We start from the raw sequence: 23268 nt of genomic DNA on the forward strand, positions 1-23268 counted from the left end.
TCGTTAAATTCGGTTCGTTTGTTTATTTTCATGTTGATTGCAGCCCTTGTTGCGGGGTGCAATTCATCCGGCCTTGGTGGGTTGAAACCTGGCCAGGGCGGGCAGGAGGCCAATGTCGACCCGGTTCTCGGCAGCAAGGTCGTACAGGGGACATGCCCGCCAATCATATTGCGTGATGGCACGTCCTACTTCAGAAAATACGCCCGCGGCGGCGAGGACGATCCGTCGAAGATCCTCTATCAGGCGGCCATTGCAGACACCACGCGCCAATGCAGTGTGACGGGTGACCAGATGACCATTCAGGTGCTGGCGGCCGGCCGTGCCGCTGCAGGGCCGGCCGGAAAATCCGGACCGGTCAAAATGCCGATCCGGGTGGCAGTCGTGGAAAAGGGAACCAACAAGGTTCTTTATTCCGAACTGACGCAATTTGAGACGACGCTGCCCGACGGAACACCGACGACGCAATTCCTGTTCAATGATCCGAATGTGAATATTCCGATCAGCGCGTCCCGGTCGGTGCGGATTTTTATCGGATTTGACGAAGGCCCATACGACAGAGGGTAATCTGCTGTGAAAGCGCTGTCTTCACGGTTGAGGGCAGCGGGCCCGTCGGGTGAATCTATGCCACCTTGGCAAGAGCCTTCCAGTAGTCAATCCCGCATCGGGTTGCCTGGTCGTTGAAATCATAGCCTGGATTGTGCAACGGCATCGCGTTGGGGCCGTCGGTCCCGTTTCCCATAAGAACAAATGCGCCGGGGCGCACCGTAAGAAACTCCGCGAAATCCTCCGAAAATCCAACTCTGCCATAGGTGTCATTCACAGGGCCGATAGATGCGGCGGCACGGATGGCCAGTTCGGTGTTTTCAGGGTCGTTTGTCAGCGGACGAAACGATGTCGAGTAATCCACCGTGGCCTCTGCGCCCTGCGCCTTGGCCATGCCTGATGCAATCTCACGCATTCGGGATTCGATGCGGCTGGAAACCGTATCGCTGAACCCCCTGCAATCTCCGGATATCTCGACATTGCTGGCGAGAATATTCCTTGCGCCGTCCGTTTCGAATCCGGTCACCGACAACACGGCGTGGTCTTTCGCGGAAATGCTGCGCGACACGATGGTCTGCAGTTGCAGCACTATGGCCGATCCCAGCACGATCGGATCGACGCCGATCTCCGGCATGGAAGCATGCCCGCCCACACCCTTGATGTGGATCTCGAAATTGTCTTCGAATGCGCAAAATGGACCGGCCTGGGTTGCGAAATGTCCAACCGGCATGCCCGGCAAATTGTGCATGCCGAAAATCGCCTTCATCGGAAAGCGATCGAACAACCCGTCTTCGATCATTGCCTTGGCGCCCAGACCGTTTTCTTCATCGGGTTGAAAGATGAAGTGAACCGTGCGGTCGAGCGTATTGTCCGCAACCAGTTCCAGTGCCGCGCCGATCAGCATGGTCGTGTGGCCGTCATGCCCGCAGCCGTGAAATTTGCCCGGGGTCGTCGAGCGATGCTCGAATATGTTTGCTTCATTGATCGGCAGCGCATCCATATCCGCCCGCAAGCCTATGGCCTGATCATCCGAGCCGCGCCGCAAAGTCGCCACCACGCCCGAACCGCCGATGCCTTCGGTTACCTCCAGCCCCGCAGATTTCAACACCTCGGCAACTTTGCCCGCGGTGCGGCCGACATCAAAGCCGGTTTCCGGATGGCTGTGCAGGTCCCTGCGAAAAGCAGTCAAATCAAGCATCGGCTACGGCACCTTCGGAAAATATAATGAGCGGTCTGTCACGCGGAACATCGGCAAGTAGAGCCGCAAGCCCGGCAACCCCGGATGGCGTTGAGTGATAGCCAAGGTCGCTTGCCACGCTGACGGCATCTGCCGCCGCTTCGTCCGAGACGGTGACGAAATGATCGGCAGTTTGCCGCAAAATGTCAAAGGCCAGCATCGAGGGCGCCTTGCAGTCCAGCCGGCCCATATTCGAGACCGGCCCCTCGACTGTCGTCATCCGTCCGGCCCGCACACTTTCGCCGAGGCAGGGGGCGGCGTCTGGCTCCACAACGATAATTTCCGGCTGGACAGCCCAGTTCCGCCTGATCATGGATGCGATCGCTGCGGCCAGCCCGCCCACGCCGGCCTGCAAATACACATGGCTTGGCCAGTTACCGGTCTTTTCAAATGTCCGGCGCAGTTCCTCTGCAAGGACGGTGTAACCTTCCATGACAAGGCGCGGCGGCTCGGTATAGCCGGGCCACGATCCGTCTGCGAGATGTATTGCGCCGGTATTCTCCGCATCCTTGATTGCGGCGGCGATGCTGTCCTCGTAGCTTGCGCCGGATCGGACCACCTCTGCGCCCTTTGCGCGAAGACGTCTGGCAAAATCCTCGGGCACTGTGTCAGCCAGGTGGATTCTGGCCTTTGCGCCGAAGAGAGTGGCGCCCGCGGCAACCGCCATTCCGTGATTGCCGGCACTTGCGCAAACGAATGTCATGGCCTTTGCCGCATTCCGGACAGCCGTGCTTTGGAATTCGTCAGCGGAGAGATTGCGCCCAACTGCTCCGGAAATCAGCTGTGCCACTGCGTAGACGCCGCCGAGCGCCTTGAAGGCTCCAAGGCCCATCCGAGCCGTTTCGTCCTTGACCAGGATGCGTTGACCGTTGAGGTCGACGACATCAAGTGGAGAGGGCTGGTAAGCAGGGCATGCTTCAAGCAGCGCTGCCGGTTTGCGGGGATCGAGAATTGTATATTGGGTCATGGCGACAATTTAGCAGCTTGGTCTGATTGATCTTGCGCAACAAACAGTCATAATATGAAAAATATTCTCTATAAAAGAGCAGAGAGTGCGTTAATTATGACGCTTGATGCATGTGATCGTCTGATATTGAACACGCTTCAGAAAAATGCCCGCATTGGTCTTGAAAGCCTGGCAGCGGACACCGGCCTGTCGGTTGCATCGGTTCAGCGTCGCGTGAGACGACTGCGTGATGATGGCGTGATTACGGCAGAAATTGCGGTGTTGAACCCGGCCAAGGTGGGGCAGGCCATGACTTTCGTCGTCATGGTTGAGTTGGAGCACGAGCGGCTGGATCAGATCGAGACCTTTACCCGGCGCGCGGAGGCGGAACCCCATGTGCAGCAATGTTACTACGTGACCGGTGGCGCAGACTTCTGTCTTATTTGTACCGCACAGGACATGGAGGACTTTGAAGCCCTGACCCATCGCCTGTTTTTCGAAAGCGCAAATGTTCGCCGGTTCCGCACCTCAGTAGTCATGGGGCGCAAAAAGGTCGGTCTCGGCGTCCATATTCCGGAATGAAGGACCGGCACCGATTTGGCTGGCGTTTGGAAAACCAATCCGGCGGTGTAAATTTCAATTCCGATTGAAATCAGTTGCTTAAGGACGCGGACCAAGAAGAGGGGCCGAGTGCCGGATTGAAAATGGATGTTTACCGCAAGGAAGCAGCAACGCTCGGGGCATTTGTAGTCCTGATATTTTTTACCGTGTTTGGTGATGCGCTGAACCCGGCACAAGTTGGCTCGACGATGTCGATGCTGTTGTTGGCCGGGCTGTTTCTGGTGATGTTGTGGGCTGCATTTAGTGTGGTCCGGCATGCGGAGTGCCTGGCGTCGCTGCTCGGTGAACCCTACGGAACGCTTATCCTGACGCTGTCGGTCATCGGAATTGAGGTCGCCCTTATTGCGGCAATCATGATCGCAGGGGCTGACAAACCTACACTTGCACGCGATACGATGCTTTCAATCATCATGATTGTACTGAACGGGCTTGTCGGACTGAGTCTCGTGTTTGGCGGGCTAAGGCACCGGCTGCAGGAATATAATCTGCAAGGAGCCAGCGCTTACATTGCCGTGCTGATGCCGTTTGCCCTGCTGGGGCTGGTATTGCCGCGCTTCACGGAATCTGCCCCGGGAGGTGAGCTCTCGGGTCTCATGTCGGTGTTTCTGATCGTCATGTCGGTGCTGCTCTACGGGATATTTCTGGCCGTCCAAACGGTCACCCACAGCGACATATTCACACACCAGCCGGCAGCCGGTGTTGCCGATACGGAAGAGGAAACCGGTCATCATGTGACTGGAGTGCGAACCGTTCCCTTCCATGCCGTCGGTCTGTTGGCCGCGCTGCTTCCGATCGTGCTTCTGTCCAAGAAACTGGCAGTATATGTCGACTTCGGTATCGAAGCGCTTGGTGCGCCGCTTGCTTTTGGCGGCTTTCTCATCGCGGCCCTTATTCTGACCCCAGAGGCTTTGAGCGCGATCCGTTCTGCCCGTGACAACCAGCTGCAGCGATCGGTCAATATTTGTCTCGGCTCGGCGCTTTCGACAATGGGTCTGACCATCCCCACAGTTTTAATCATCGGCTGGAGCATAGGCGAGCCGGTCGAACTCGGACTGGAGCCGACGGAAATAGTGTTGCTGGCAGCCACGCTCGTCGTCAGCCTGGTTACATTTATCAGCAAGCGCACGCACGCCCTGCAAGGGGCAGTCCACCTGGCGTTGTTTGCAGCCTATGTCATCCTCATTTTTGACACGGCGAAATAGTGCATATGGGGCCGGAAGTACGGCTGTATGCGCCTATCTATAGGAATTCCGACCACTCGGACAGCGCATCTACGGTAGCGGGCAGATCTGCCATGCGGTTGATCACCGTTTCAGCGCCCGCTTCGGTCAACCGGTCGGCGTGCGACGGAAAGGTGTGCGACGCACCCGTGAAACCGACAACACGCATGCCAGCGGCCCGTGCGCCTTCAACGCCGTGGACGGAATCCTCAAGCACGATTGTCCGGCCCGCCTCGACGTTCATTTGCTTGGCAGCATGTAAAAATACATCCGGTGCGGGTTTCGGACGCTGATCGCCGATATCTTCAGCAGAGAAGATATGCGGCGCGAAAAGGTCCAGATAACCGGTCCTTTTCAGCATGGCCGTTATTCTGTGCTGCTTGGAATTCGAGCAGATGCAGCGCGGCAGGTTGATCCTGCCGGCAGCCTGCCTGACGCCGGCAATGCCCCTGACGCTCTTGGCCAGCTTCGCATCGACCAGTTTTTCGGATTTTTCAAGAAGGTTTGCCTGCAGGGGAATATCGGCTTCCTTCTCGATCGCCAGCAGGATTTCCTTCCAGCTCATTCCCGAAAAGCGTTCTGCAAGATCCAGAGCATCGATAGGATATCCGGCATCGGTCAGCAGTTTGGCCTCCTGCTGCGCCGCGATGATCTCCGAATCGACAATGACGCCGTCGCAATCGAATATGATGAGGTCGAAGCCTGTCATTAACTGGTCCTGATACTGGGAAGAAGACAAGCCGCGCTGATACACCAACGGTCGGTCGAGCACAATGGCGATACGCTTTCAGCCATGTCTTTCTGTCCGATGTTGTCAATTTGATAACCATATTGATTCACCATGGCCCGAGTTCTTCGAGTAAGTGTATTCGGGTATAAAATGTCTGTTCTTTCCCTTGCCGACTTCAAACGTGCACCACAGGCGCACGCATCCTCAATTATCGACACCATTATCAAGGGTGATTGCGTGGCCGCGCTGGAAGCGCTGCCGGAAAAATCGGTCGACGTGATTTTTGCCGACCCGCCTTACAATCTGCAGCTGGGCGGGGACCTGCATCGTCCGGATCATTCGAAGGTGGATGCCGTCGACAATTCATGGGACCAATTCGATTCCTTCCAGGCCTATGACGCCTTTACCCGCGCGTGGCTGCTCGCCTGCCGGCGCGTTCTGAAACCGTCAGGGACGATCTGGGTCATCGGCTCCTATCACAACATCTTCCGCGTCGGCACGGTTCTCCAGGACCTCAATTTCTGGATCCTCAATGACATCGTCTGGCGCAAGACGAACCCGATGCCGAATTTCCGCGGCCGCCGGTTCCAAAATGCCCACGAGACAATGATCTGGGCGAGCCTTGGTCAAAATGCAAAGGGCTACACTTTCAACTATGAAGCCATGAAAGCGGCCAATGAGGACGTGCAGATGCGCTCCGACTGGCTGTTCCCGATCTGCAGCGGGGGAGAGCGCCTGAAAGGCGACGATGGCAAGAAGATCCATCCGACACAAAAACCGGAAGCGCTTCTTGCGCGTGTATTGATGTCATCATCCAAGCCCGGTGATGTCGTGCTCGACCCGTTCTTCGGCTCCGGCACAACGGGAGCGGTGGCAAAACGCCTCGGAAGGCATTTCGTTGGTATCGAGCGCGAGCAGGATTACATCGACGCCGCGCAGAAGCGCATTGCCGGCGTGACGCCGCTGGGCAAAGCCGAACTGACCGTCATGACGGGAAAGAAGGCCGAGCCGCGTGTCGCATTCAATGTTCTGATCGATTCCGGACTGCTGAAACCGGGAACGAGGCTCCATTGCTCCAAACGCCGCTACAGCGCCATCGTCCGCGCTGACGGGACATTGGCCAGCGGCAATGATTCCGGGTCGATCCATCGGCTCGGTGCGAAGGTTCAGGGGCTCGACGCCTGCAATGGCTGGACGTTCTGGCACTTTGAACAGGCCGACAAGCTGCAGCCGATCGACGCATTGCGCAGGATTGTTCGCGACGAAATGGCACGGGCCGGCGCGTAGTTGCGGGCGACCCGGTGTTGTAGTGTCATCGGACAAATCGAGTATCCCTTTTGATTGGGAAATGATCACTCTCGAGACGAAAGGGCCACGACATGTACACTGTGCTTCCACAATCCGAAGGGGCGGTTCTTGGTCTCGAAATCTCCGGCAGGATCGACATAGAACAGGAGCGGGCCCTGATCGCCAAAGCTGAGGCGGTAATCAAGGAGCATGACAAGATCAAACTCCTCGTCGTGGTGCGGGAAGGCACCAGTGCGACGTTTGAAGCGACCATGGCCGACTTCAAGTGGATTTCCACCCACGTGAAAAACCTTGGCAAGCTGGCAATCGTCGCAGACAGCAAAGTTCTGGGCTGGCTGGTCGCGCAGGACGCCAAGATCGCCAAGCACCTGGGCATTGGCGAGCGGCATTTCACAACCGACGATATGGATGCCGCCTGGGCTTGGATCAGGGAAGACTAGCTTCCGTGCACCGTTAGAATCTTCAATCCGTCGGTTGGCCGGGTCTGCAGCTCCGTATCAAAGCGACAGGCCGAATTTCTCGAGATCGGCCTTAAGAGCCGGTGCGCCTGAAAACAGAACCGCGTTCCAGCCGGCTTTTCTGGCGCCTTCAACGTTGGCGGGGCTGTCATCGATAAAAAGCGTCGCTTTGGGCTCCAGCACGAAACTCGCCACATGGGTGTCGTAGATTTCCTTTTGCGGCTTGATCAGCCGGACGTCCCCGGAAACCGTTACCCCGCGCGTTTCGTTGAGGAAATCGAAGCGTTTTTGCACTTCCCGAAAAGTGTCGGATGCGAAATTGGTGAGCATGGTCACATCATGGCCAACACCAATCAGGCCGCGCATGATCTCGACGCTGTCCTCATAGGCATGCGGCACCATGTAGTGCCAGTTGGAGCGGAAGGCGCGGATATTTTCCTCATGGGACGGATGTCTGGCGATCGCCTCCGCCTCAGCGTCCTTCCAGGTGCGTCCGCGGTCCTGCTCCACATTCCATTCATGCGTACACACATTGTCAAAAAACCATTGCCGCTCGTTGTCATCGGGAATGATGCGGTTATACGGAATTTCGGGATCATAATGGAGCAGCACACGTCCAATATCAAAGACGACGTGCTTGATGTCCGCTTGTGTCAAAGCAACATTCCTTTTGATGACGTTTTATTTTCCTGTGAAGGTTCGATAGCCGCAGCAATCGCCTTTTTCATGACAGTTGGCAACGCTTCGCCGGAAACCGTGTGCGTCCCGGACCACCAGCCGTCTTCATATGCCGGCTTGTTGGCAAATTTTGCGCGATAGACATCAAGCCGCAGCTCAAAATGGGTGAAAACATGTTTGATGGTGCCCGCCATCTTCCAGTCGCCTGCAAAGGGAGCGGCGCCAACGCCGAGCGCGCCGTCCTGACGGGCAGTCCAGCGGCTGGTCGGCACTTCCGACATGCCTCCAAGCAAGCCTTCCCCGGGACGTTTGCGAAGAAGGATGGCACCGTCCGACGCAATGGCCACAAAAGCCGCGCCGCGCCGCACGGGCCGTGTTTTCTTGGGCGGCTTGAGCGGAAGCGACTCGGCCTCGTTGAGACCGGAGACGGCACAAGAGCCGTTGAGCGGGCAGAAGCTGCAGGCAGGCCTTTTGGGGGTGCAGATGGTGGCGCCGAGGTCCATCATCGCCTGCGCAAAGTCGCCGGGCCGGTCATGCGGTGTCAAACACGACATGTGCGCCTTTATTTCGGGTTTGACGGCGGGCAGGGGTGTTGCCAGCCGTAGGAGCCTGGCGATCACACGTTCGATATTGCCGTCGACCACCGAGGCGTGGCTGTTGAAGGCAATCGCCGCGATGGCCGCAGCCGTATAGTCGCCTATGCCCGGCAAAGTCTTCAGAGCGGTCTCATTGTCCGGAAACATACCGCCGTGCTGCGAGGCAACAAGTTCCGCACACTTCTTCAGGTTCCGGGCACGTGAATAGTAACCGAGGCCTGCCCACGCCTTCATGATGTCGTCATCGGGCGCGTCCGCCAGCGACACAACATCCGGCCAGCGTTCGATGAATGTGAGAAAATACGGCCTGACAGCCTGCACCGTCGTTTGCTGCAGCATGATCTCGGACAGCCAAACATGATACGGCGTCGGCTTAACGCCACGCTTGCGGTCCGAAGGCGAGATCCGCCACGGAAATTCACGGTGGTGCCGGTCGTACCAGTCCAGCAGTCCGGCACTGATTTTGGCGTTGTCGGCGGTCATGGGTTCCAGTTTACGTTGCGGCTTCTTGCACCGAGTTGTAAGCTTCGCGCCACGCGTGGCAATATCCTGCTGCGTGAAAAGGGGATGTTTTCACAAATATGGCCGATCGCAAGGGGGTAGTGCAGATCAGCGAGGTCGCCAACGGCGTCCTTGATCCGGTCCTGGCAAAGAGAGCGGGAATCAACACGATGCTGCTGGGCATGTGGGATGAGATCGCCGGCCCGGATTTTGCCGATTGCACCCGGCCCGAAAAGATCAAATGGCCGCGTCGCGCAAGTGAGAGCGACCCGTTTGAGCCGGGAGCTTTGACAATCGCCTGTGAAGGCGCGCGGGCTCTTTTTCTGGTGCATTCGCAGGACCAGCTCATCCAGCGTCTCAACAGCGTTTTCGGATTTCCGGCGGTCGACCGTATCAAGATCGTGCAAAAACCCGTATCAGGCGCATCACCTGCGCGCAAACGCCTGCGCGAGCTGCCGCCGGACCGGCAAAAGCACCTGTCGGATATGATATCGGGCATCGAGAGCAAAAACCTTCGCGACGCGCTCACAAAGCTTGGAAAGGGCGTCATGGGCAAACAGCAGGGCCGCAGATAACGTTGTTGTGAAGATCGGGCCGGCAAAATGGTTGTCCTGCCACAATTGTGGCGATATCAATCTGCTAACCCAAGGCGTGAGCCATCAAGAGTCGGAAGCTCAAGAAAGGTCCTTCGAATGCAGCTGTCCTCAAATGTCGTGTTTCGTGCGTTTCCAAAACTTGCCGCCGGCGTTGCGCTGACCGTCCTGGTCGCCGCCTGCAGCGACAGCGGAAGCGACGCGACCAAGGTATCGGACGCGGCTGGCGATGCCTCGGTGAATGAGGTGAAGATCGATCCGGTTACGACTGCCGCAGTAGACCTGCCCGACGCCGAGGGCGATGTGGATATGGCTGAGGTGCTGAAACCCGGCCCGATGAAGGAAATGTTCCTGGGCGACCCGGAAGCGCCGGTCAAGATTGTCGAATACATGTCGATGACCTGTCCGCACTGCGCCAACTTCCACAATGGCACCTTCAAGCAGATCATCACCGACTATGTGGACACCGGCAAAGTGCAGTTCATCGTCCGTGAATTCCCGTTCGATCCGCGTGCGACGGCGGCAATCATGCTCGCCAGATGTGCGCCGGAAGACAAGTTTTTCCCGATGGTCGATGTGCTGATGCAGCAGCAGTCAAACTGGGCCAGGGCCCAGGATGCGGCTGCGGCACTGTTCAATATCTCGAAACTTGCCGGTTTTACACAAGAGTCGTTCAATGAATGCTTGACGAACCAGAAACTTGTGGACGATGTGAATGAGGTCAGAAAAAAGGCGGCGGAGGAATTTGGGGTTAATTCGACGCCGACGTTTCTGATCAACGGAAAGCGGTACCCGGGGAACATGTCGGTTGAAAGCATGTCGGCACTCATCGATAGCCTGCTTTGATCCCGACCATATGCATATTGTGGTCGGGACGCGATTTGTCTCGGCCATCTGTCCGCCGATCAGCCAGCGCGCTGGGATGATGCGGGGTGGCCGCCCATGAAGTTCACCAAATTGCGGCTGCTGGGCTTCAAATCATTTGTCGAACCGACTGAATTTGTGATCGAAAACGGCCTGACGGGCATCGTCGGGCCCAACGGCTGCGGCAAATCCAACCTGGTTGAAGCCATGCGTTGGGTGATGGGTGAGAATTCCTACAAGAACATGCGCGCGTCCGGCATGGATGACGTGATCTTTTCCGGCTCCGGCAACAGGCCCGCCCGCAACACCGCGGAGGTGGGCCTTTTTCTCGACAATCATGACCGCACGGCGCCGCCGGCTTTCAATGATAGCGACGAAGTACAGGTCTCCCGCCGCATCGAGCGCGAGTCCGGCTCGGTCTACCGTATCAACGGCAAGGATGCGCGCGCTAAGGACGTGCAGCTGCTCTTTGCCGACGCATCTACCGGCGCCCGGTCGCCCTCGATGGTCGGGCAGGGCCGTATCGGTGAACTGATCCAGGCCAAGCCGCAGGCGCGCAGGCAGTTGCTTGAGGAGGCGGCCGGAATTTCCGGTCTGCATTCGCGCCGCCACGAAGCCGAACTCCGGCTGCGGGCCGCCGAAACCAATCTTGAACGGCTTGATGACGTCACCTCGGAGCTTGAAAGCCAGATCGAGAGCCTGAAGCGTCAGTCGCGGCAGGCCAACCGCTTCAAAATGCTGTCGGCCGATATCCGTCAGGCCGAAGCGACGCTCTTGCACATCCGCTGGAAAGAGGCAAAGACGGCGGAAGGCGAAGCGGAATCGACCCTGTCGTCCGTGACGAGCGAAGTTGCAGAACGCGCTCAAGCCCAAATGGAGGCCGCCAAGCATCAGGCCATTTCCGCACAGAAGCTTCCGGCACTGCGCGAACTTGAAGCCAAGGCGGCCGCGGCCCTGCAGCGTCTTCAGATCGCCCGTGGCCAGATCGAGGAAGAAGCAGAGCGCGTTACCGGCAGAAAGGCCGAGATCGAACGCCGGCTGAACCAGCTTCGTGAAGATATTTCGCGTGAAGAGCGCATGGTTGTCGACAACGCCGGAATTCTCGACAGGCTGGACGAAGAGGAAAAGGAACTCAACGAAGCCCTGGCCGATGCGGGCAGCCGCTCCGTTGACGCCGAAAACGAATTCAAACAGGCGCAGGCAAAGCTGACGGAGAGCGAAACCGCGCTTGGAACGGTAACCGCGGAACGCGCCGAAGCCTCTGCGGCGCGCAGCCAACTGGACCGGACCATCCGCGATGCTGTCGAGCGTGTGAGCCGCCTGGACCGCCAGATTTCCGAAGCTGAGGCCGAACTTGCGCAAATTGCGGAACGCATCTCGGGCCTGCCGGACCCGGTGGAAAAGAAGGCTGTTGTCGATGCGGCCGAAGAGACGGTTACCGCGCTTGAAGCCAAGCTCGCCGAGATCGAGGAATCCATCGAGACGGAACGGCGCATCGAGGTCGGGCTTCGCCAGCCGGTTCAGGAAGCCCGCTCCAATCTCAACCGTATCGAGACCGAAGCGCGCACGATTTCCAATATTCTCAATGCCGGAACAGGAAACGACCTGTTCCCGCCTGTCGTTGAGCAGGTAAGGGTTGATCGCGGTTTCGAAGCGGCGCTGGGTGCTGCGCTCGGTGACGATCTCGACCAGCCCGATGATCCGGCGGCACCCGCGCACTGGCGCGTTGTCGAAGCTGCCGGCGGAGATCCGCAACTGCCGGCCGGCGTCACGGCGCTTGCCGCGTATGTGTCGGCGCCCCGGGCGCTCGCAAGGCGGCTGGCGCAGGTCGGCGTTGTGACGACGAACGAAGAAGGCGATGCACTGCGCTCCGGCCTGCTGCCCGGACAGCGCCTCGTCAGCCGGGAAGGGGCCCTGTGGCGCTGGGACGGCTTTACCGCGGGCGCCGATGCCCCGACTGCGGCGGCGCAGCGGCTGGCACAGAAAAACCGGCTTTCCGAGCTTGATGCCGAGGCTGTCGAGGCAACCAAGGAACTACGTCAGGTCGAAGAGCTGCTGAAGGGCGCTGAAGAGCGGCTGAAGGCCAAGGAGGAATTTCAGCGCACGACCCGCGAAGAACTGCGCACCGCCCAGCGTGACCTTGTAGCGGCACGCGAAGCTCACGCAGCGGCTGAAAAGGCAGCCGGCCAGTTTGCCAACCGGCGTGCGGTTCTGACGGAATCGCAAAAGCAGTTGGCCGTGCAGCGCGAAGAAACGGTCGCACAGCAGCAGGAAGCGGAGGTAGCTCTTGCCGCAGCGCCCGAGATCGGCGAACTGGAACAGCGGCTTGAGCGCCTGACGGCGGAAGTCGCGGCGGATCGCGGCAAACTTGCCGAGGCGCGGGCGAATTTTGAAGGCCTGCAGCGTGAAAACGATGCCCGGCAGCGACGCCTGACGGCAATCGGCCAGGAGCGCGAAAGCTGGACGAAGCGGGCAAGCAGCGCCGAAGGGCACATTGCTACACTCAAGGAACGTCTTGAGGAAACAGCGGCGGAAGCTGCAAAAATTGCCGATGCTCCGGATGAAATCGATCATCAGAGGCGCAAGCTGATGAACGAACTCACCACCGCTGAAGGGCAGCGCAAGGAAGCTGCTGATATTCTGGTCTCGGCTGAAGAAAAACAGCGTGAAGCCGATCAGACAGCGGCAAAGGCCATCGAAGTGCTGTCGCAATGCCGCGAACAGCGTGGCCGCGCGGAGGAAAGGCTGACGGCGGCGAAGGAACGGCGTTCCGAGGCGGAGGCCCGCATTCACGAAACGCTCAAATGCGCACCGCATGAAGCCATCAAACAAAGCGGTCTGGAGCCTTCTGATCAGTTGCCCGATCCCGATCAGGTCGACCGCAAGCTGGAGCGTCTGAAAATCGAACGTGAAAGGCTGGGTGCGGTCAATCTGCGCGCCGAAGAGGAACAAAAAGACCTTGCTGAACGCCTGGAGACGATTGTCGTCGAGCGAGAGGACGTGATCGAGGCCATCGGCAAGCTCCGGCAGGCCATTCAGAATCTCAACAAGGAGGGCAGGGAACGCCTCTTAAAGGCCTTTGACGTCGTCAATGAACAGTTCCAGCGCTTGTTTACGCATCTCTTCGGCGGCGGCACCGCCGAACTTCAGCTGATCGAATCGGACGATCCGCTCAATGCCGGTCTCGAAATTCTCGCCCGCCCTCCGGGCAAGAAGCCGCAGACGATGACACTTTTGTCCGGCGGTGAGCAGGCCCTGACGGCAATGGCGCTGATCTTTGCGGTGTTCCTGACCAATCCCGCGCCCATTTGCGTACTCGACGAGGTCGACGCGCCGCTTGACGACCACAATGTAGAGCGTTTCTGCAATCTGATGGATGAGATGGCCGCTTCAACCGAGACGCGCTTCATCCTCATCACCCACAATCCGATCACCATGGCCCGCATGAACCGGCTGTTTGGCGTAACCATGGCGGAGCAAGGTGTCTCCCAGCTCGTATCCGTGGACCTTGAAACCGCCGAGCAGATGCGCGACGCGAGCTGATTTCAAAATTCCTTTGATATTCAATCGATAAAATCTGCTTTACGGCGCATTGTCCTATGGCGTTCCGGCCCGTTGATCGGCTATGTGATCCCCGACGGAGCGCGTCCTATGCAAACGAGTCACCATCCAGGACACGCTCCATCCCGATTGGAGAGGGAATAATGACCAAGTGGGTTTACACATTCGGCGACGGACAGGCTGAAGGAAGCGCCGGAGATCGCAATTTGCTCGGCGGCAAAGGCGCCAACCTTGCTGAAATGAGCAATCTGGATTTGCCGGTGCCACCGGGAATGACGATCACCACGGAAGTCTGTGGCTGGTATTATGACAATGGCCGCTCATTTCCCGCCGAACTGGCCGATCAGGTCAGCGCCGCCCTTGAACATATTGGCAAGCTCACCGGCCGGACATTTGGCGACACGGAGCGTCCGCTGCTTTTGTCGGTGCGTTCCGGCGGCCGCGCCTCAATGCCTGGCATGATGGACACGGTCCTCAATCTCGGCCTCAACGACCATTCGGTTCTCGCCATGGCGCGCGATGCCGGCGACGAACGCTTCGCCTATGACAGCTACCGCCGCTTCATCCAGATGTATTCGGATGTCGTCATGGGGCTGGACCACGGTGTGTTTGAGGAAATACTCGACGACGAGAAGGCGCGTTTCGGCCATGAACTGGACACCGACCTTTCCGCCGATGAATGGAAACAGGTGATCGCGCGCTACAAGCAGACCGTCGAAGAGGAACTCGACGAGCCGTTTCCGCAGGATCCCGTCAAGCAGCTCTGGGGCGCCATCGGAGCGGTCTTTTCTAGCTGGATGAATGCACGCGCCGTAACTTACCGGCAATTGCACAATATCCCCGCCGAATGGGGCACCGCGGTCAATGTGCAGGCCATGGTGTTCGGCAATCTTGGCGATACGTCCGCCACCGGCGTTGCCTTTACGCGAAACCCCTCGACGGGTGAAAACAAGCTCTATGGCGAATTTCTCGTCAACGCGCAGGGCGAGGACGTCGTTGCCGGCATCCGCACGCCGCAGAACATCACCGAGGAAGCACGCCTTGAGGCAGCCTCCGACCGCCCGTCGCTCGAAAAGCTCATGCCGGATGCTTTCGGCGAGTTCAACAACATCTGCCAGCGTCTCGAAAACCACTATCGCGACATGCAGGACCTGGAATTCACCATCGAGCGCGGCAAATTGTGGATGCTGCAGACCCGTTCAGGCAAACGCACCGCGAAGGCTGCTCTGAAAATCGCCGTCGAGCTTGCCGAGGCCGGCGTGATCACCAAAGAAGAGGCCGTGCGGCGTGTCGATCCTGCTTCGCTCGACCAGCTGCTTCATCCGACGATCGATCCGCATGCGGTGCGCGACGTCATCGGCGCCGGCCTCCCGGCTTCACCGGGCGCCGCAACGGGCGAAATCGTCTTCACCTCAGAAGAGGCCGTGGCCATGGCTGAAGCCGGGCTCAAGGTCATTCTGGTTCGTGTCGAGACGAGCCCTGAAGACATTCACGGCATGCATGCCGCCGAGGGCATATTGACGACCAGGGGCGGCATGACCAGCCATGCGGCGGTCGTCGCACGTGGCATGGGAACACCCTGTGTTTCGGGCGCCGGAAGCCTTCGTGTCGACATGCGCTCCGAAACCCTGCTGACCGTCGCCGGCCCGTTGAAAAAGGGTGACATCATCACCGTGGACGGCTCGACGGGCCAGGTGTTGAAGGGTGCCGTTGCCATGCTGCAGCCCGAACTTTCCGGTGACTTCGGCCAGATCATGGAATGGGCAGACGCTGCGCGCCGCATGAAGATCCGCACCAATGCCGAAACCCCGGCCGATGCACGTGCGGCGCGGTCCTTCGGCGCGGAAGGCATTGGCCTTTGCCGCACCGAGCACATGTTCTTCGAAGGCGATCGCATCATCGCCATGCGCGAGATGATTCTCGCCGACAACGAGAAGGGCCGCCGTTCGGCGCTTGAAAAGCTGCTGCCCATGCAGCGCTCGGACTTTACCGAGCTTTTCGAGATCATGAAGGGTACGCCCGTCACCATCCGGCTGCTCGATCCGCCGCTGCACGAGTTCCTGCCGAAATCTGAAGAAGAGATCACCGAAGTCGCAACCGCCATGGATGTCTCCATCGACCAGATGCGGGAGCGCACCGAGGCGCTGCACGAATTCAACCCGATGCTTGGCCATCGCGGCTGCCGGCTGGCGATATCCTATCCCGAAATCGCCGAAATGCAGGCGCGCGCCATATTCGAGGCGGCGATCGAGGCCGGCAGGAGCAGCGGCGAGCATGTCGTGCCGGAAATCATGGTTCCGCTCGTCGGCCTGATGGAAGAGCTGCGCTTCGTCAAGGCGCGCATCGATGCCGTCGCGGCAGAAGTCATGGGTGAGGCGGGCCAGAAAATAGAATATCTCGTTGGCACCATGATCGAACTGCCGCGTGCCGCCATCCGCGCGCACCGGATTGCCGAGGAGGCCGAATTCTTCTCCTTCGGGACCAACGATCTGACGCAGACCACTTTCGGGATTTCCCGCGACGATGCCGCCGGTTTTCTAACCACTTACCAGCAAAAGGGCATAATAGAGCAGGATCCGTTCGTCTCAATTGACATTGACGGTGTCGGAGAACTGATTGAAATCGCAACACAAAAGGGCAGGGCAACCCGCCCGCACATCAAGCTCGGTATCTGCGGCGAACACGGCGGCGACCCGCAATCCATCCGCTTCTGCGAAAAGACCGGCCTCGACTACGTCTCCTGCTCTCCATTCCGCGTGCCGATCGCAAGGCTCGCCGCCGCGCAGGCCGCGCTGGAGAAGTAAGGGCCAGGCAGAGATTGTGGCGGCTGGGGCGATTGCTTGAAACCTGCATTGGGTTTGTTGCGATGCGGAGAGGGTCAAGAGCGGGGAAGCGGACCTTGCAAAGTCTCGCGAACGGTCGAGAAGCAATGATCGTTAATAAATTGGTGCCGCGGTGCAATCCCCCGGAATCGGTCGTTTCGCCGAAAAAGAAATTTTGGGCGTATGCATAACCCCTCTGAATATATCAAGAAATTGCTAGCTGCCGATCTTTAGGAGCGCATCACAATCCGCTTCCGGGTCCATACGAACCGGACCAACACGCTCCGGCAGGTTCGCGAATTCGAGATACACGATCTCCTCGATGCCAGGACCCTCAACCACTTACGTGCCTGCTTCCTCGACGTAACCATGTCTTCGCAACGGCTGTTGCCACGTTGATCTACGTCATATCCGGTCCTCGTGCTTTGCGTATAGTGTCGTTGATTGCGCAGCGCTTTGTGCATGTGACGCACCGGCCGGGCCGGGTGCCCGAGTAAAGGGGCAGGAGTGTGAATCAATGAAACTGAAAGGTTGGATTGTTGCTGTTGTCGTCGTGGCGGTCGGCGGCGTGGGCGGCTTCGTCTACTGGCAACAGCAGATCGCTTCCCGACTGCCGGAGGGATTGGCAGCGGGCAATGGACGCATCGAGGCCGATCAGGTTGATATCTCCACCAAGATCGCCGGCCGTGTTCAAGAGATCAGCGTGGAAGAGGGCGACATGGTCAAGGTGGACCAGGTCGTTGCACAAATCGACACAGCTGAACTCGACGCGCAGCTTCGCAGGGCTGAGGCCGATGTCGCGCAGGCCGAAAGTGCGGTTGCGGCCGCGGAAACGGTTATTGTCCAGCGACAATCCGAACTGAGACTGGCCACGCAGAACCTCGAACGCACCGCCAAACTGGTTTCGAGAGGTTTCGACACCAAGGAAAGGCTTGAGCAGAGGATGACGTCCATGGAGACGGCACGGGCCGCCCTCGACGCAGCGCAGGCGTCCTCGACCAGCGCCAAACGTTCAGTTGAAGCGGCCGAGGCCGAGCGGGCGCGCATCCAGACGCAGATTGCCGACTGTACCTTGACTTCACCGGTCTCCGGCCGGGTTCTGTATCGCCTGACTGAGCCGGGTGAAGTGCTCGGAACCGGCGGCAAGGTTGTTACTCTCGTCAATCTCGATGACATCTACATGGAGATATTCCTCCCTTCCGCCCAGGCGCATCTGGTTAGTATCGGCAGCGAGGCGCGCATAAAGCTCGATGTCCTCGATGTCGCCATACCGGCAAAGGTGAGTTTCGTCTCGCCTCAATCCCAGTTCACGCCCAAGCAGGTGGAGACACCGAGCGAGCGGGAGAAACTGATGTTCCGTGTCAAGGTGCGTGTGCCACAGGATCTGGTGGCCAGATATATCGACCAGGTCAAGACCGGTATCCGCGGTGTTGCCTATGTGCCCCTGGGCATCGACACGAAACCGGACTGGCCGGATTTCCTGCAGAACCTGCCGCCGGACCCCGCCGCGCAGGCCGTGGAAACGAATTAGAGCAAGTCTGAGTAGGATGTACGACGTGTCCGCCCAATCCCAACCGGTCGTGCGCATCGACAAGCTGAGCCACACGTACAAAAAGGTGCGTGCCCTCATCGACGTGACGCTTGATATTCCCTCAGGGCAGGTGGTCGGCGTCATTGGCCCCGACGGTGTCGGGAAATCGACGCTTCTCGGGCTTGTCTCCGGCGCACGCCGTTTGCAGCGGGGCGGGCTGCAGGTGCTGGGAGGCGACATGGCCTCGACGCGGCACCGCAATCAGGTCGGACCGCGCATCGCCTATATGCCGCAGGGTCTTGGCAAGAATCTCTATCAGGACCTTAGTATCGAGGAGAATCTCGACTTCTTCGGCAAGCTGTTCGGCCAGGGGCGATCCGAGCGCAATGCGCGGATTGACAGGCTCACAAGGGCGACCGGTCTTCATCCGTTTCTCGACCGGCCGATGGGAAAACTGTCCGGCGGCATGAAACAGAAACTCGGCCTGTGTTGCGCGCTCATTCACGATCCGGACCTGCTTATCCTGGACGAGCCGACGACCGGCGTTGATCCGCTGGCGCGGCGCCAGTTCTGGGAACTGATTGCCGCCATCCGCGCCGAGCGGCCCGGAATGAGCGTTCTGGTATCCACCGCTTATATGGACGAGGCGGAAGGTTTTGACTGGCTGGTGGCGATGGATGCCGGGCAAATTCTCGACACCGGTACGCCCGCCGGGTTGAAACAGAAAACAGGCGCGGATGAGCTGGAGGCAGCGTTTGTTCGCCTCCTGCCGGAAGAAAAGCAGCGCGGAAAGGGGGAACTGACGATCCCGCCACGCCCGGAGACCGACGGCTCGCCGGCGATCGTCGCCGAGGGTCTGACTCGCCGCTTCGGTGACTTCACCGCTGTCGACCGGGTTTCCTTTGAGATCCGCGAGGGTGAGATCTTCGGTTTTCTGGGCTCCAACGGTTGCGGCAAGACCACGACCATGAAAATGCTGACCGGCCTGCTGCCGGCATCGGAAGGCGCAGCTTTCCTGTTCGGCAAGCCGGTTGACGCCAATGACCTCGACACCCGCAAGCGGGTCGGCTTCATGTCACAGGCGTTTTCCCTCTACGGCGAATTGACCGTCGCTCAGAACCTGGGCCTGCATGCCCGCCTGTTCCATCTGACGCCGGAGAAAGCGGCAGAGCGAATAGAAATGCTGACAAATCGCTTCGGCCTGAGCGAACATATGGACGCGTTGGCATCCGCCTTGCCGCTCGGCATCCGCCAGCGCCTGTCATTGGCCGTCGCGATCATCCACGAGCCGGAGATGCTCATTCTCGACGAGCCGACATCCGGTGTCGATCCGGTCGCGCGCGACGAGTTCTGGGAGCTTTTGATCGAGCTTTCGCGCCGGGACCGGGTGACGATCTTCATCTCGACCCACTTCATGAATGAGGCGCTGCGGTGCGACCGCATCTCACTGATGCATGCCGGCCAGGTCCTCGTCTATGACGAGCCGGATCACCTGGTGAAAGCCAAGGGCGCGGTTTCGCTTGAAGAGGCCTTTATCGGCTACATCGAGGATGCGACCGGCGAGACGGCCGACGGTGAGGACGAGGCGAGAGCGGTGCTCTCGGGTGCCCGGGGATCTTCCGTGGAAAGTCATGAGGCGGGCAATCAAGCGCTGCGCGGTTTCAGCCTGACGAGGCTGCTGGCCTACAGCTACCGGGAAATGATGGAAGTCATCCGCGACCCGGTACGTCTGGCTTTTGCTTTTCTTGGCAGCACCGTTCTGCTGATCGTCATCGCCTACGGTCTCTCGACGGATGTCGAGAACCTTTCCTATGCGGCGCTCGATCTTGACCGGAGCCCGCAAAGCCGTGCCTATCTGAACAATCTGTCCGGTTCGCGCTATTTTGTCGAACGGCCGGAACTGGGGAGCAAGGACGAGCTCGAAAAACGGCTGAAGTCCAACGACATCACACTTGCGGTCGAAATCCCCCCGGACTTCGGCCGGGATCTCAAAAGGCAAAGCAGTCCCGTGGTTTCAGCCTGGATCGACGGCGCCAACACCATGCGGGCCGGAACGATTGAGGGATACGTGGTCGGAGGACACGTCGTCTACCTTTCCGAACTTGCGCGGCAGTCGGGGGTGGACCCGGCCACCATGCAGGCGGCGACAATCGAACCACGATTTCGCTACAATCCCTCATTCGAGAGCATCTATGCGATCGGGCCGTCCACGCCCGCCCTGCTGCTGTTGCTGTTTCCGGCGATCCTCATGGCGGTCAGCGTCGCCCGGGAAAAGGAAATCGGCACCATCACCAATTTTTACGTCACGCCGACCGGCCGCTTCGAGTTCCTCATCGGCAAGCAACTGCCCTACATCGCTATCGGTATGGCAAATTTCGTCATCCTGACGCTCGTCGTGCTTCTGGTGCTCCAGGTGCCGCTCAAGGGCAGCCTTCTGGCGCTCGCTTCCGGGGCAGTCCTTTACGTTGCATCGGCGACAGGTTTCGGCCTGCTCATCTCGTCGTTCACGAAGAGCCAGGTCGCCGCGGTGTTTAGCGCGGCAATTCTGTCGATGTTGCCGACGATGCAGTTCTCCGGACTGATCCAGCCGGTCTCCACGCTGGAAGGCGGTGGCCGCATCATCGGTTCGATCTGGCCGACGACCTACTACATGCACATGAGTGTCGGCGCATTTACCAAAGGACTGGATTTCGCCGATCTCATGCCGGACATCCTCGCTCTTTCGGCGTTCATTCCCGTCTTTGTCGTCATTGCAGCGCTCCTCCTGAAGAAGCAGGAGACCTGAACAATGCGGACATGGGCAAATATCTTCTGGCTCGGCACAAAGGAGCTGCGCAGCGTCTTCAGCGACTATATCCTGATCGCCCTGATTGTCTGGTCGTTCAGTTTTGCCATCTACGAACAATCGAGCAGCATGGGCGAAACGGTCAACAACGCCTCGATCGCCTTTGTTGACGAGGACCGCTCGGCGCTTTCGCGCGCTCTGATGAATGCGTTTTACCCGCCTTATTTCAAGCATCCCGAACGGATCGAGGCACCGGAGGTCGATCACGCAATGGACCAGAGCCGCTTTATGTTCGTCGTTGTGATCCCGCCAGCATTCGAGGCCGATGTGCGCAGCGGGCGACAGCCGAGTATCCAGATCAATATCGATGCGACGGCGGTCGAGCAGGCGAGTCTTGGCGCGGGATACATCCAGAACATCGTTCTCGGCGAGGTCTCACGGTTTGTCGGCGGCGCCGATCAGGCAACCGCCATGCCGGTAAATCTTGTGGTCCGCCGCGCGTTTAATCCGAACGGCACCCAAAGATGGTTTCAGGCAATCGTAAGCCTGCTCGACAATCTGTCGATGCTGACGATCGTACTGACCGGTGCGGCTCTGATACGCGAGCGCGAGCACGGCACCATTGAACATCTGCTGGTCATGCCGCTTACCTCATTCCAGATCGCCATGGCCAAGGTGTGGGCAAATGGACTGATCGTTCTTGCCGCATTCACCCTGTCGATGCTCTTCATTGTCGAAGGCCTGCTCGATGTGCCAATTGCCGGATCAAGATTGCTGCTATTGAGCGGTACCATCGTCTACCTGTTCGCCGCAGCTGCCATCGGCATATTCCTGGGAACGATCGCCCGCACAATGGGGCAGTTTGCATTGTTGATGATGATGACCATCATTCCAATGATGATGCTGTCCGGCGGCATGACACCCATTGAGAGCCAGCCGGATGTCGTCCAGCTGTTCACGTGGCTGCTCCCTTCGCGCCACTATATGGCGTTTGCCCAAGCGGTAGTGTTCCGTGGCGCAGGGATGGATATTGTCTGGCCCGAGTTTTTAAAGGTTGCAGGTCTTGGCTCGGTGTTCTTCATCGCCAGTCTCATATTATTCCGTCATTCGATTACGGTAGCGAAGTGACATTCAGTTCGTAACGAATACGCCATCGGGACATGGAGAGGCGCGGACCAATTTCAGCGTTTGGCTGCAAGAAGGGCGATCTGCATTTCCAGACGCCTGATGGCATGCAGCATGCGATTGGCTTGAAACGAGGGCAACAAGCCAACCTTGGCAATCACCGCGGTGAGCAGGAAGAACGTTGCCGCCAGGCCCCAGCGAACGACGTTGACAACCTCCACCACATTATATGCCTTCCACGCCGCATAAAGACCAATACCGAAAAACACGAGCATTCCGAAAATCAACAGCAGGTTCAAAACACTGATCTTGCCGCGGAACATGTCGCCGGCCATGTCGAAAGAGCTCTGCTCCCAGCCGATCCTTTCAAGGATTTCGCGGTCTTCGTCATCGAGAGCTTCACTGATCATTTTGTCCAGTCTGTCCATCATGATTTCCTTTCCAAGGATTCGCGCAGCTTGGCGCGTGCGTTAAGGAGGCGGGACTTGACGGTCCCAACCGGAACATCCAAAGCGACCGCCACCTCTGCGACGCTCATCTCCTCCAAATAAAACAGGGCGACTGCCGACCGGTGCTCGGGCGAGAGCGTTGACAGCGCCGTGCGAAGTGGAGCGACATCTGCTGCCAATTCCATTGTATCTGATGCTTCGCAGCGGATAGGCGGTTCGCATGCAACGCCTGTTGAAATTGCGCGTGCTTTTTGCCGCTCGGATATGATCCGCCCGCAGCGCCGGGTTATTATCCGGAACGCCCAGGCCGGAAAAGCCGTGTCATCATTTAGCTTCGACAATCCGCGCATAATTTCGACCCATCCGTCCTGCACCGCATCTTTCGCCTGCTCGGTGTCGCCAAGCAGCCGATAGGCGTGGCGCAGAAATCTCTTCTGGTAACGGGCGACGAGTTGTGCCCGGGCGGCCTGGTTTCCCAACCGAGCACTGGCAACGAGATAACTCTCGATAATTTTTTTTGTGCCCCGCGCCACGTCAGTTCCTTTGTCTTGCTTCTTTGTATTAGGTGCGAGGATGTACGGATTTGGTTCACTCGGAAATCAAAAAACTTCCCGAAGACAGAACAACAGGAGGCGGCTCTCCGGACGGTTGAACCATGTTTGATGCCTGTTATTGCTCAATGAACCGGCCGAATGCGGCG

The 23268-nt window shown here is 58.7% G+C and carries 20 protein-coding genes; 12 read left to right on the forward strand and 8 right to left on the reverse strand.

The features are described 5' to 3' along the window. Positions 1–30 precede the first annotated feature (30 nt). Positions 31–564, forward strand: a complete 534-nt coding sequence (locus ABVT35_RS05770) for a hypothetical protein (RefSeq protein ID WP_368465325.1) — start codon at positions 31–33, stop codon at positions 562–564. Positions 565–619: 55 nt separating this feature from the next. Here the strand turns inward: ABVT35_RS05770 and ABVT35_RS05775 are convergent, their stop codons facing one another. Continuing rightward, a complete protein-coding gene (locus ABVT35_RS05775; protein WP_368465326.1) occupies positions 620–1741 on the reverse strand; it encodes an amidohydrolase in 1122 nt (373 codons plus the stop codon). Continuing rightward, the gene (locus ABVT35_RS05780) at positions 1734–2747 is read right to left on the reverse strand and encodes a diaminopropionate ammonia-lyase (RefSeq protein ID WP_368465327.1); all 1014 of its coding nucleotides are present in this window, start codon (positions 2745–2747) and stop codon (positions 1734–1736) included. Before ABVT35_RS05780 ends, ABVT35_RS05775 begins: the two co-directional genes overlap by 8 nt. A 96-nt stretch (positions 2748–2843) precedes the next feature. On the opposite strand from ABVT35_RS05780, the gene ABVT35_RS05785 reads away from it, so the two are divergent. Further along, positions 2844–3308: an Lrp/AsnC family transcriptional regulator gene (locus tag ABVT35_RS05785; protein WP_368465328.1), complete on the forward strand. Its 465-nt coding sequence runs from the start codon at positions 2844–2846 to the stop codon at positions 3306–3308. 122 nt (positions 3309–3430) lie between these two features. Next, on the forward strand, positions 3431–4549 hold the full coding sequence (locus tag ABVT35_RS05790) for a calcium:proton antiporter (RefSeq protein ID WP_368465329.1): 1119 nt from the start codon (positions 3431–3433) through the stop codon (positions 4547–4549). Positions 4550–4586: 37 nt separating this feature from the next. Here ABVT35_RS05790 and ABVT35_RS05795 read toward each other — a convergent pair whose 3' ends face one another. Continuing rightward, positions 4587–5276 (reverse strand): HAD family hydrolase, encoded by a 690-nt coding sequence (locus ABVT35_RS05795; protein WP_368465330.1) that lies wholly within the window; start codon positions 5274–5276, stop codon positions 4587–4589. 171 nt (positions 5277–5447) lie between these two features. Here ABVT35_RS05795 and ABVT35_RS05800 point away from each other — a divergent pair, with 171 nt between their 5' ends. Then, entirely contained in the window at positions 5448–6584 is a 1137-nt protein-coding gene (locus ABVT35_RS05800; protein WP_368465331.1) for a site-specific DNA-methyltransferase, read from the forward strand. A gap of 92 nt (positions 6585–6676) precedes the next feature. Beyond that, positions 6677–7045 (forward strand): STAS/SEC14 domain-containing protein, encoded by a 369-nt coding sequence (locus ABVT35_RS05805; protein ID WP_368465332.1) that lies wholly within the window; start codon positions 6677–6679, stop codon positions 7043–7045. A gap of 57 nt (positions 7046–7102) precedes the next feature. Here ABVT35_RS05805 and ABVT35_RS05810 read toward each other — a convergent pair whose 3' ends face one another. Both ABVT35_RS05810 and mutY read right to left on the reverse strand, forming a co-directional pair. Further along, positions 7103–7720 (reverse strand): HAD family hydrolase, encoded by a 618-nt coding sequence (locus ABVT35_RS05810; protein WP_368465333.1) that lies wholly within the window; start codon positions 7718–7720, stop codon positions 7103–7105. Beyond that, complete coding sequence (mutY, locus tag ABVT35_RS05815; RefSeq protein ID WP_368465334.1) at positions 7717–8820, reverse strand: A/G-specific adenine glycosylase; 1104 nt, start codon at positions 8818–8820, stop codon at positions 7717–7719. Before mutY ends, ABVT35_RS05810 begins: the two co-directional genes overlap by 4 nt. Before the next feature lie 98 nt (positions 8821–8918). Between mutY and ABVT35_RS05820 the strand changes: the two genes are divergently transcribed. From ABVT35_RS05820 to ppdK, 4 genes are all read left to right on the forward strand, one after another. Beyond that, positions 8919–9413 (forward strand): DUF721 domain-containing protein, encoded by a 495-nt coding sequence (locus ABVT35_RS05820; protein ID WP_368465335.1) that lies wholly within the window; start codon positions 8919–8921, stop codon positions 9411–9413. 117 nt (positions 9414–9530) lie between these two features. Further along, complete coding sequence (locus ABVT35_RS05825; RefSeq protein WP_368465337.1) at positions 9531–10277, forward strand: DsbA family protein; 747 nt, start codon at positions 9531–9533, stop codon at positions 10275–10277. Positions 10278–10373: 96 nt separating this feature from the next. Continuing rightward, positions 10374–13838, forward strand: a complete 3465-nt coding sequence (smc, locus tag ABVT35_RS05830; protein WP_368465338.1) for a chromosome segregation protein SMC — start codon at positions 10374–10376, stop codon at positions 13836–13838. A gap of 161 nt (positions 13839–13999) precedes the next feature. Further along, a complete protein-coding gene (ppdK, locus tag ABVT35_RS05835; protein WP_368465339.1) occupies positions 14000–16660 on the forward strand; it encodes a pyruvate, phosphate dikinase in 2661 nt (886 codons plus the stop codon). Positions 16661–16894: 234 nt separating this feature from the next. Here the strand turns inward: ppdK and ABVT35_RS05840 are convergent, their stop codons facing one another. After that, positions 16895–17020 (reverse strand): hypothetical protein, encoded by a 126-nt coding sequence (locus ABVT35_RS05840; RefSeq protein ID WP_368465341.1) that lies wholly within the window; start codon positions 17018–17020, stop codon positions 16895–16897. Between the two features lie 175 nt (positions 17021–17195). Between ABVT35_RS05840 and ABVT35_RS05845 the strand changes: the two genes are divergently transcribed. From ABVT35_RS05845 to ABVT35_RS05855, 3 genes are read left to right on the forward strand one after another with little or no spacing between them, the layout of a single operon-like run. Beyond that, a complete protein-coding gene (locus ABVT35_RS05845) occupies positions 17196–18209 on the forward strand; it encodes an HlyD family secretion protein (protein WP_368465342.1) in 1014 nt (337 codons plus the stop codon). A gap of 16 nt (positions 18210–18225) precedes the next feature. Further along, positions 18226–20994 carry a ribosome-associated ATPase/putative transporter RbbA gene (gene rbbA, locus ABVT35_RS05850; protein ID WP_368465343.1) on the forward strand — a complete coding sequence of 923 codons (2769 nt, stop codon included), beginning with the start codon at positions 18226–18228 and terminating at the stop codon, positions 20992–20994. 3 nt (positions 20995–20997) lie between these two features. Next, the gene (locus ABVT35_RS05855; protein WP_368465344.1) at positions 20998–22122 is read left to right on the forward strand and encodes an ABC transporter permease; all 1125 of its coding nucleotides are present in this window, start codon (positions 20998–21000) and stop codon (positions 22120–22122) included. Between the two features lie 53 nt (positions 22123–22175). Here the strand turns inward: ABVT35_RS05855 and ABVT35_RS05860 are convergent, their stop codons facing one another. Beyond that, positions 22176–22550 carry a DUF6768 family protein gene (locus tag ABVT35_RS05860; protein ID WP_368465345.1) on the reverse strand — a complete coding sequence of 125 codons (375 nt, stop codon included), beginning with the start codon at positions 22548–22550 and terminating at the stop codon, positions 22176–22178. Continuing rightward, positions 22547–23101, reverse strand: coding sequence for an RNA polymerase sigma factor (locus tag ABVT35_RS05865; RefSeq protein ID WP_368465346.1), 555 nt, complete (start codon positions 23099–23101; stop codon positions 22547–22549). The genes ABVT35_RS05860 and ABVT35_RS05865 overlap by 4 nt, the downstream gene beginning before the upstream one ends. Positions 23102–23268 lie beyond the last annotated feature (167 nt).

The organism is Hoeflea sp. TYP-13 (genome assembly GCF_040932035.1).
Lineage (GTDB): Bacteria > Pseudomonadota > Alphaproteobacteria > Rhizobiales > Rhizobiaceae > Hoeflea_A.

Excerpts from the sequence above, each read along its gene's own strand:
- ABVT35_RS05855 (WP_368465344.1), top strand. The coding sequence starts at position 20,998 with ATGCGGACATGGGCAAATATCTTCTGGCTCGGCACAAAGGAGCTGCGC.
- ABVT35_RS05770 (WP_368465325.1), top strand. The coding sequence starts at position 31 with ATGTTGATTGCAGCCCTTGTTGCGGGGTGCAATTCATCCGGCCTTGGT.
- ABVT35_RS05785 (WP_368465328.1), top strand. The coding sequence starts at position 2,844 with ATGACGCTTGATGCATGTGATCGTCTGATATTGAACACGCTTCAGAAA.
- rbbA (WP_368465343.1), top strand. The coding sequence starts at position 18,226 with ATGTACGACGTGTCCGCCCAATCCCAACCGGTCGTGCGCATCGACAAG.
- smc (WP_368465338.1), top strand. The coding sequence starts at position 10,374 with ATGAAGTTCACCAAATTGCGGCTGCTGGGCTTCAAATCATTTGTCGAA.
- ABVT35_RS05775 (WP_368465326.1), bottom strand. The coding sequence starts at position 1,741 with ATGCTTGATTTGACTGCTTTTCGCAGGGACCTGCACAGCCATCCGGAA.
- ABVT35_RS05860 (WP_368465345.1), bottom strand. The coding sequence starts at position 22,550 with ATGATGGACAGACTGGACAAAATGATCAGTGAAGCTCTCGATGACGAA.
- ABVT35_RS05825 (WP_368465337.1), top strand. The coding sequence starts at position 9,531 with ATGCAGCTGTCCTCAAATGTCGTGTTTCGTGCGTTTCCAAAACTTGCC.
- ABVT35_RS05795 (WP_368465330.1), bottom strand. The coding sequence starts at position 5,276 with ATGACAGGCTTCGACCTCATCATATTCGATTGCGACGGCGTCATTGTC.
- ABVT35_RS05805 (WP_368465332.1), top strand. The coding sequence starts at position 6,677 with ATGTACACTGTGCTTCCACAATCCGAAGGGGCGGTTCTTGGTCTCGAA.
- mutY (WP_368465334.1), bottom strand. The coding sequence starts at position 8,820 with ATGACCGCCGACAACGCCAAAATCAGTGCCGGACTGCTGGACTGGTAC.
- ppdK (WP_368465339.1), top strand. The coding sequence starts at position 14,000 with ATGACCAAGTGGGTTTACACATTCGGCGACGGACAGGCTGAAGGAAGC.
- ABVT35_RS05780 (WP_368465327.1), bottom strand. The coding sequence starts at position 2,747 with ATGACCCAATATACAATTCTCGATCCCCGCAAACCGGCAGCGCTGCTT.
- ABVT35_RS05800 (WP_368465331.1), top strand. The coding sequence starts at position 5,448 with ATGTCTGTTCTTTCCCTTGCCGACTTCAAACGTGCACCACAGGCGCAC.
- ABVT35_RS05820 (WP_368465335.1), top strand. The coding sequence starts at position 8,919 with ATGGCCGATCGCAAGGGGGTAGTGCAGATCAGCGAGGTCGCCAACGGC.
- ABVT35_RS05845 (WP_368465342.1), top strand. The coding sequence starts at position 17,196 with ATGAAACTGAAAGGTTGGATTGTTGCTGTTGTCGTCGTGGCGGTCGGC.
- ABVT35_RS05790 (WP_368465329.1), top strand. The coding sequence starts at position 3,431 with ATGGATGTTTACCGCAAGGAAGCAGCAACGCTCGGGGCATTTGTAGTC.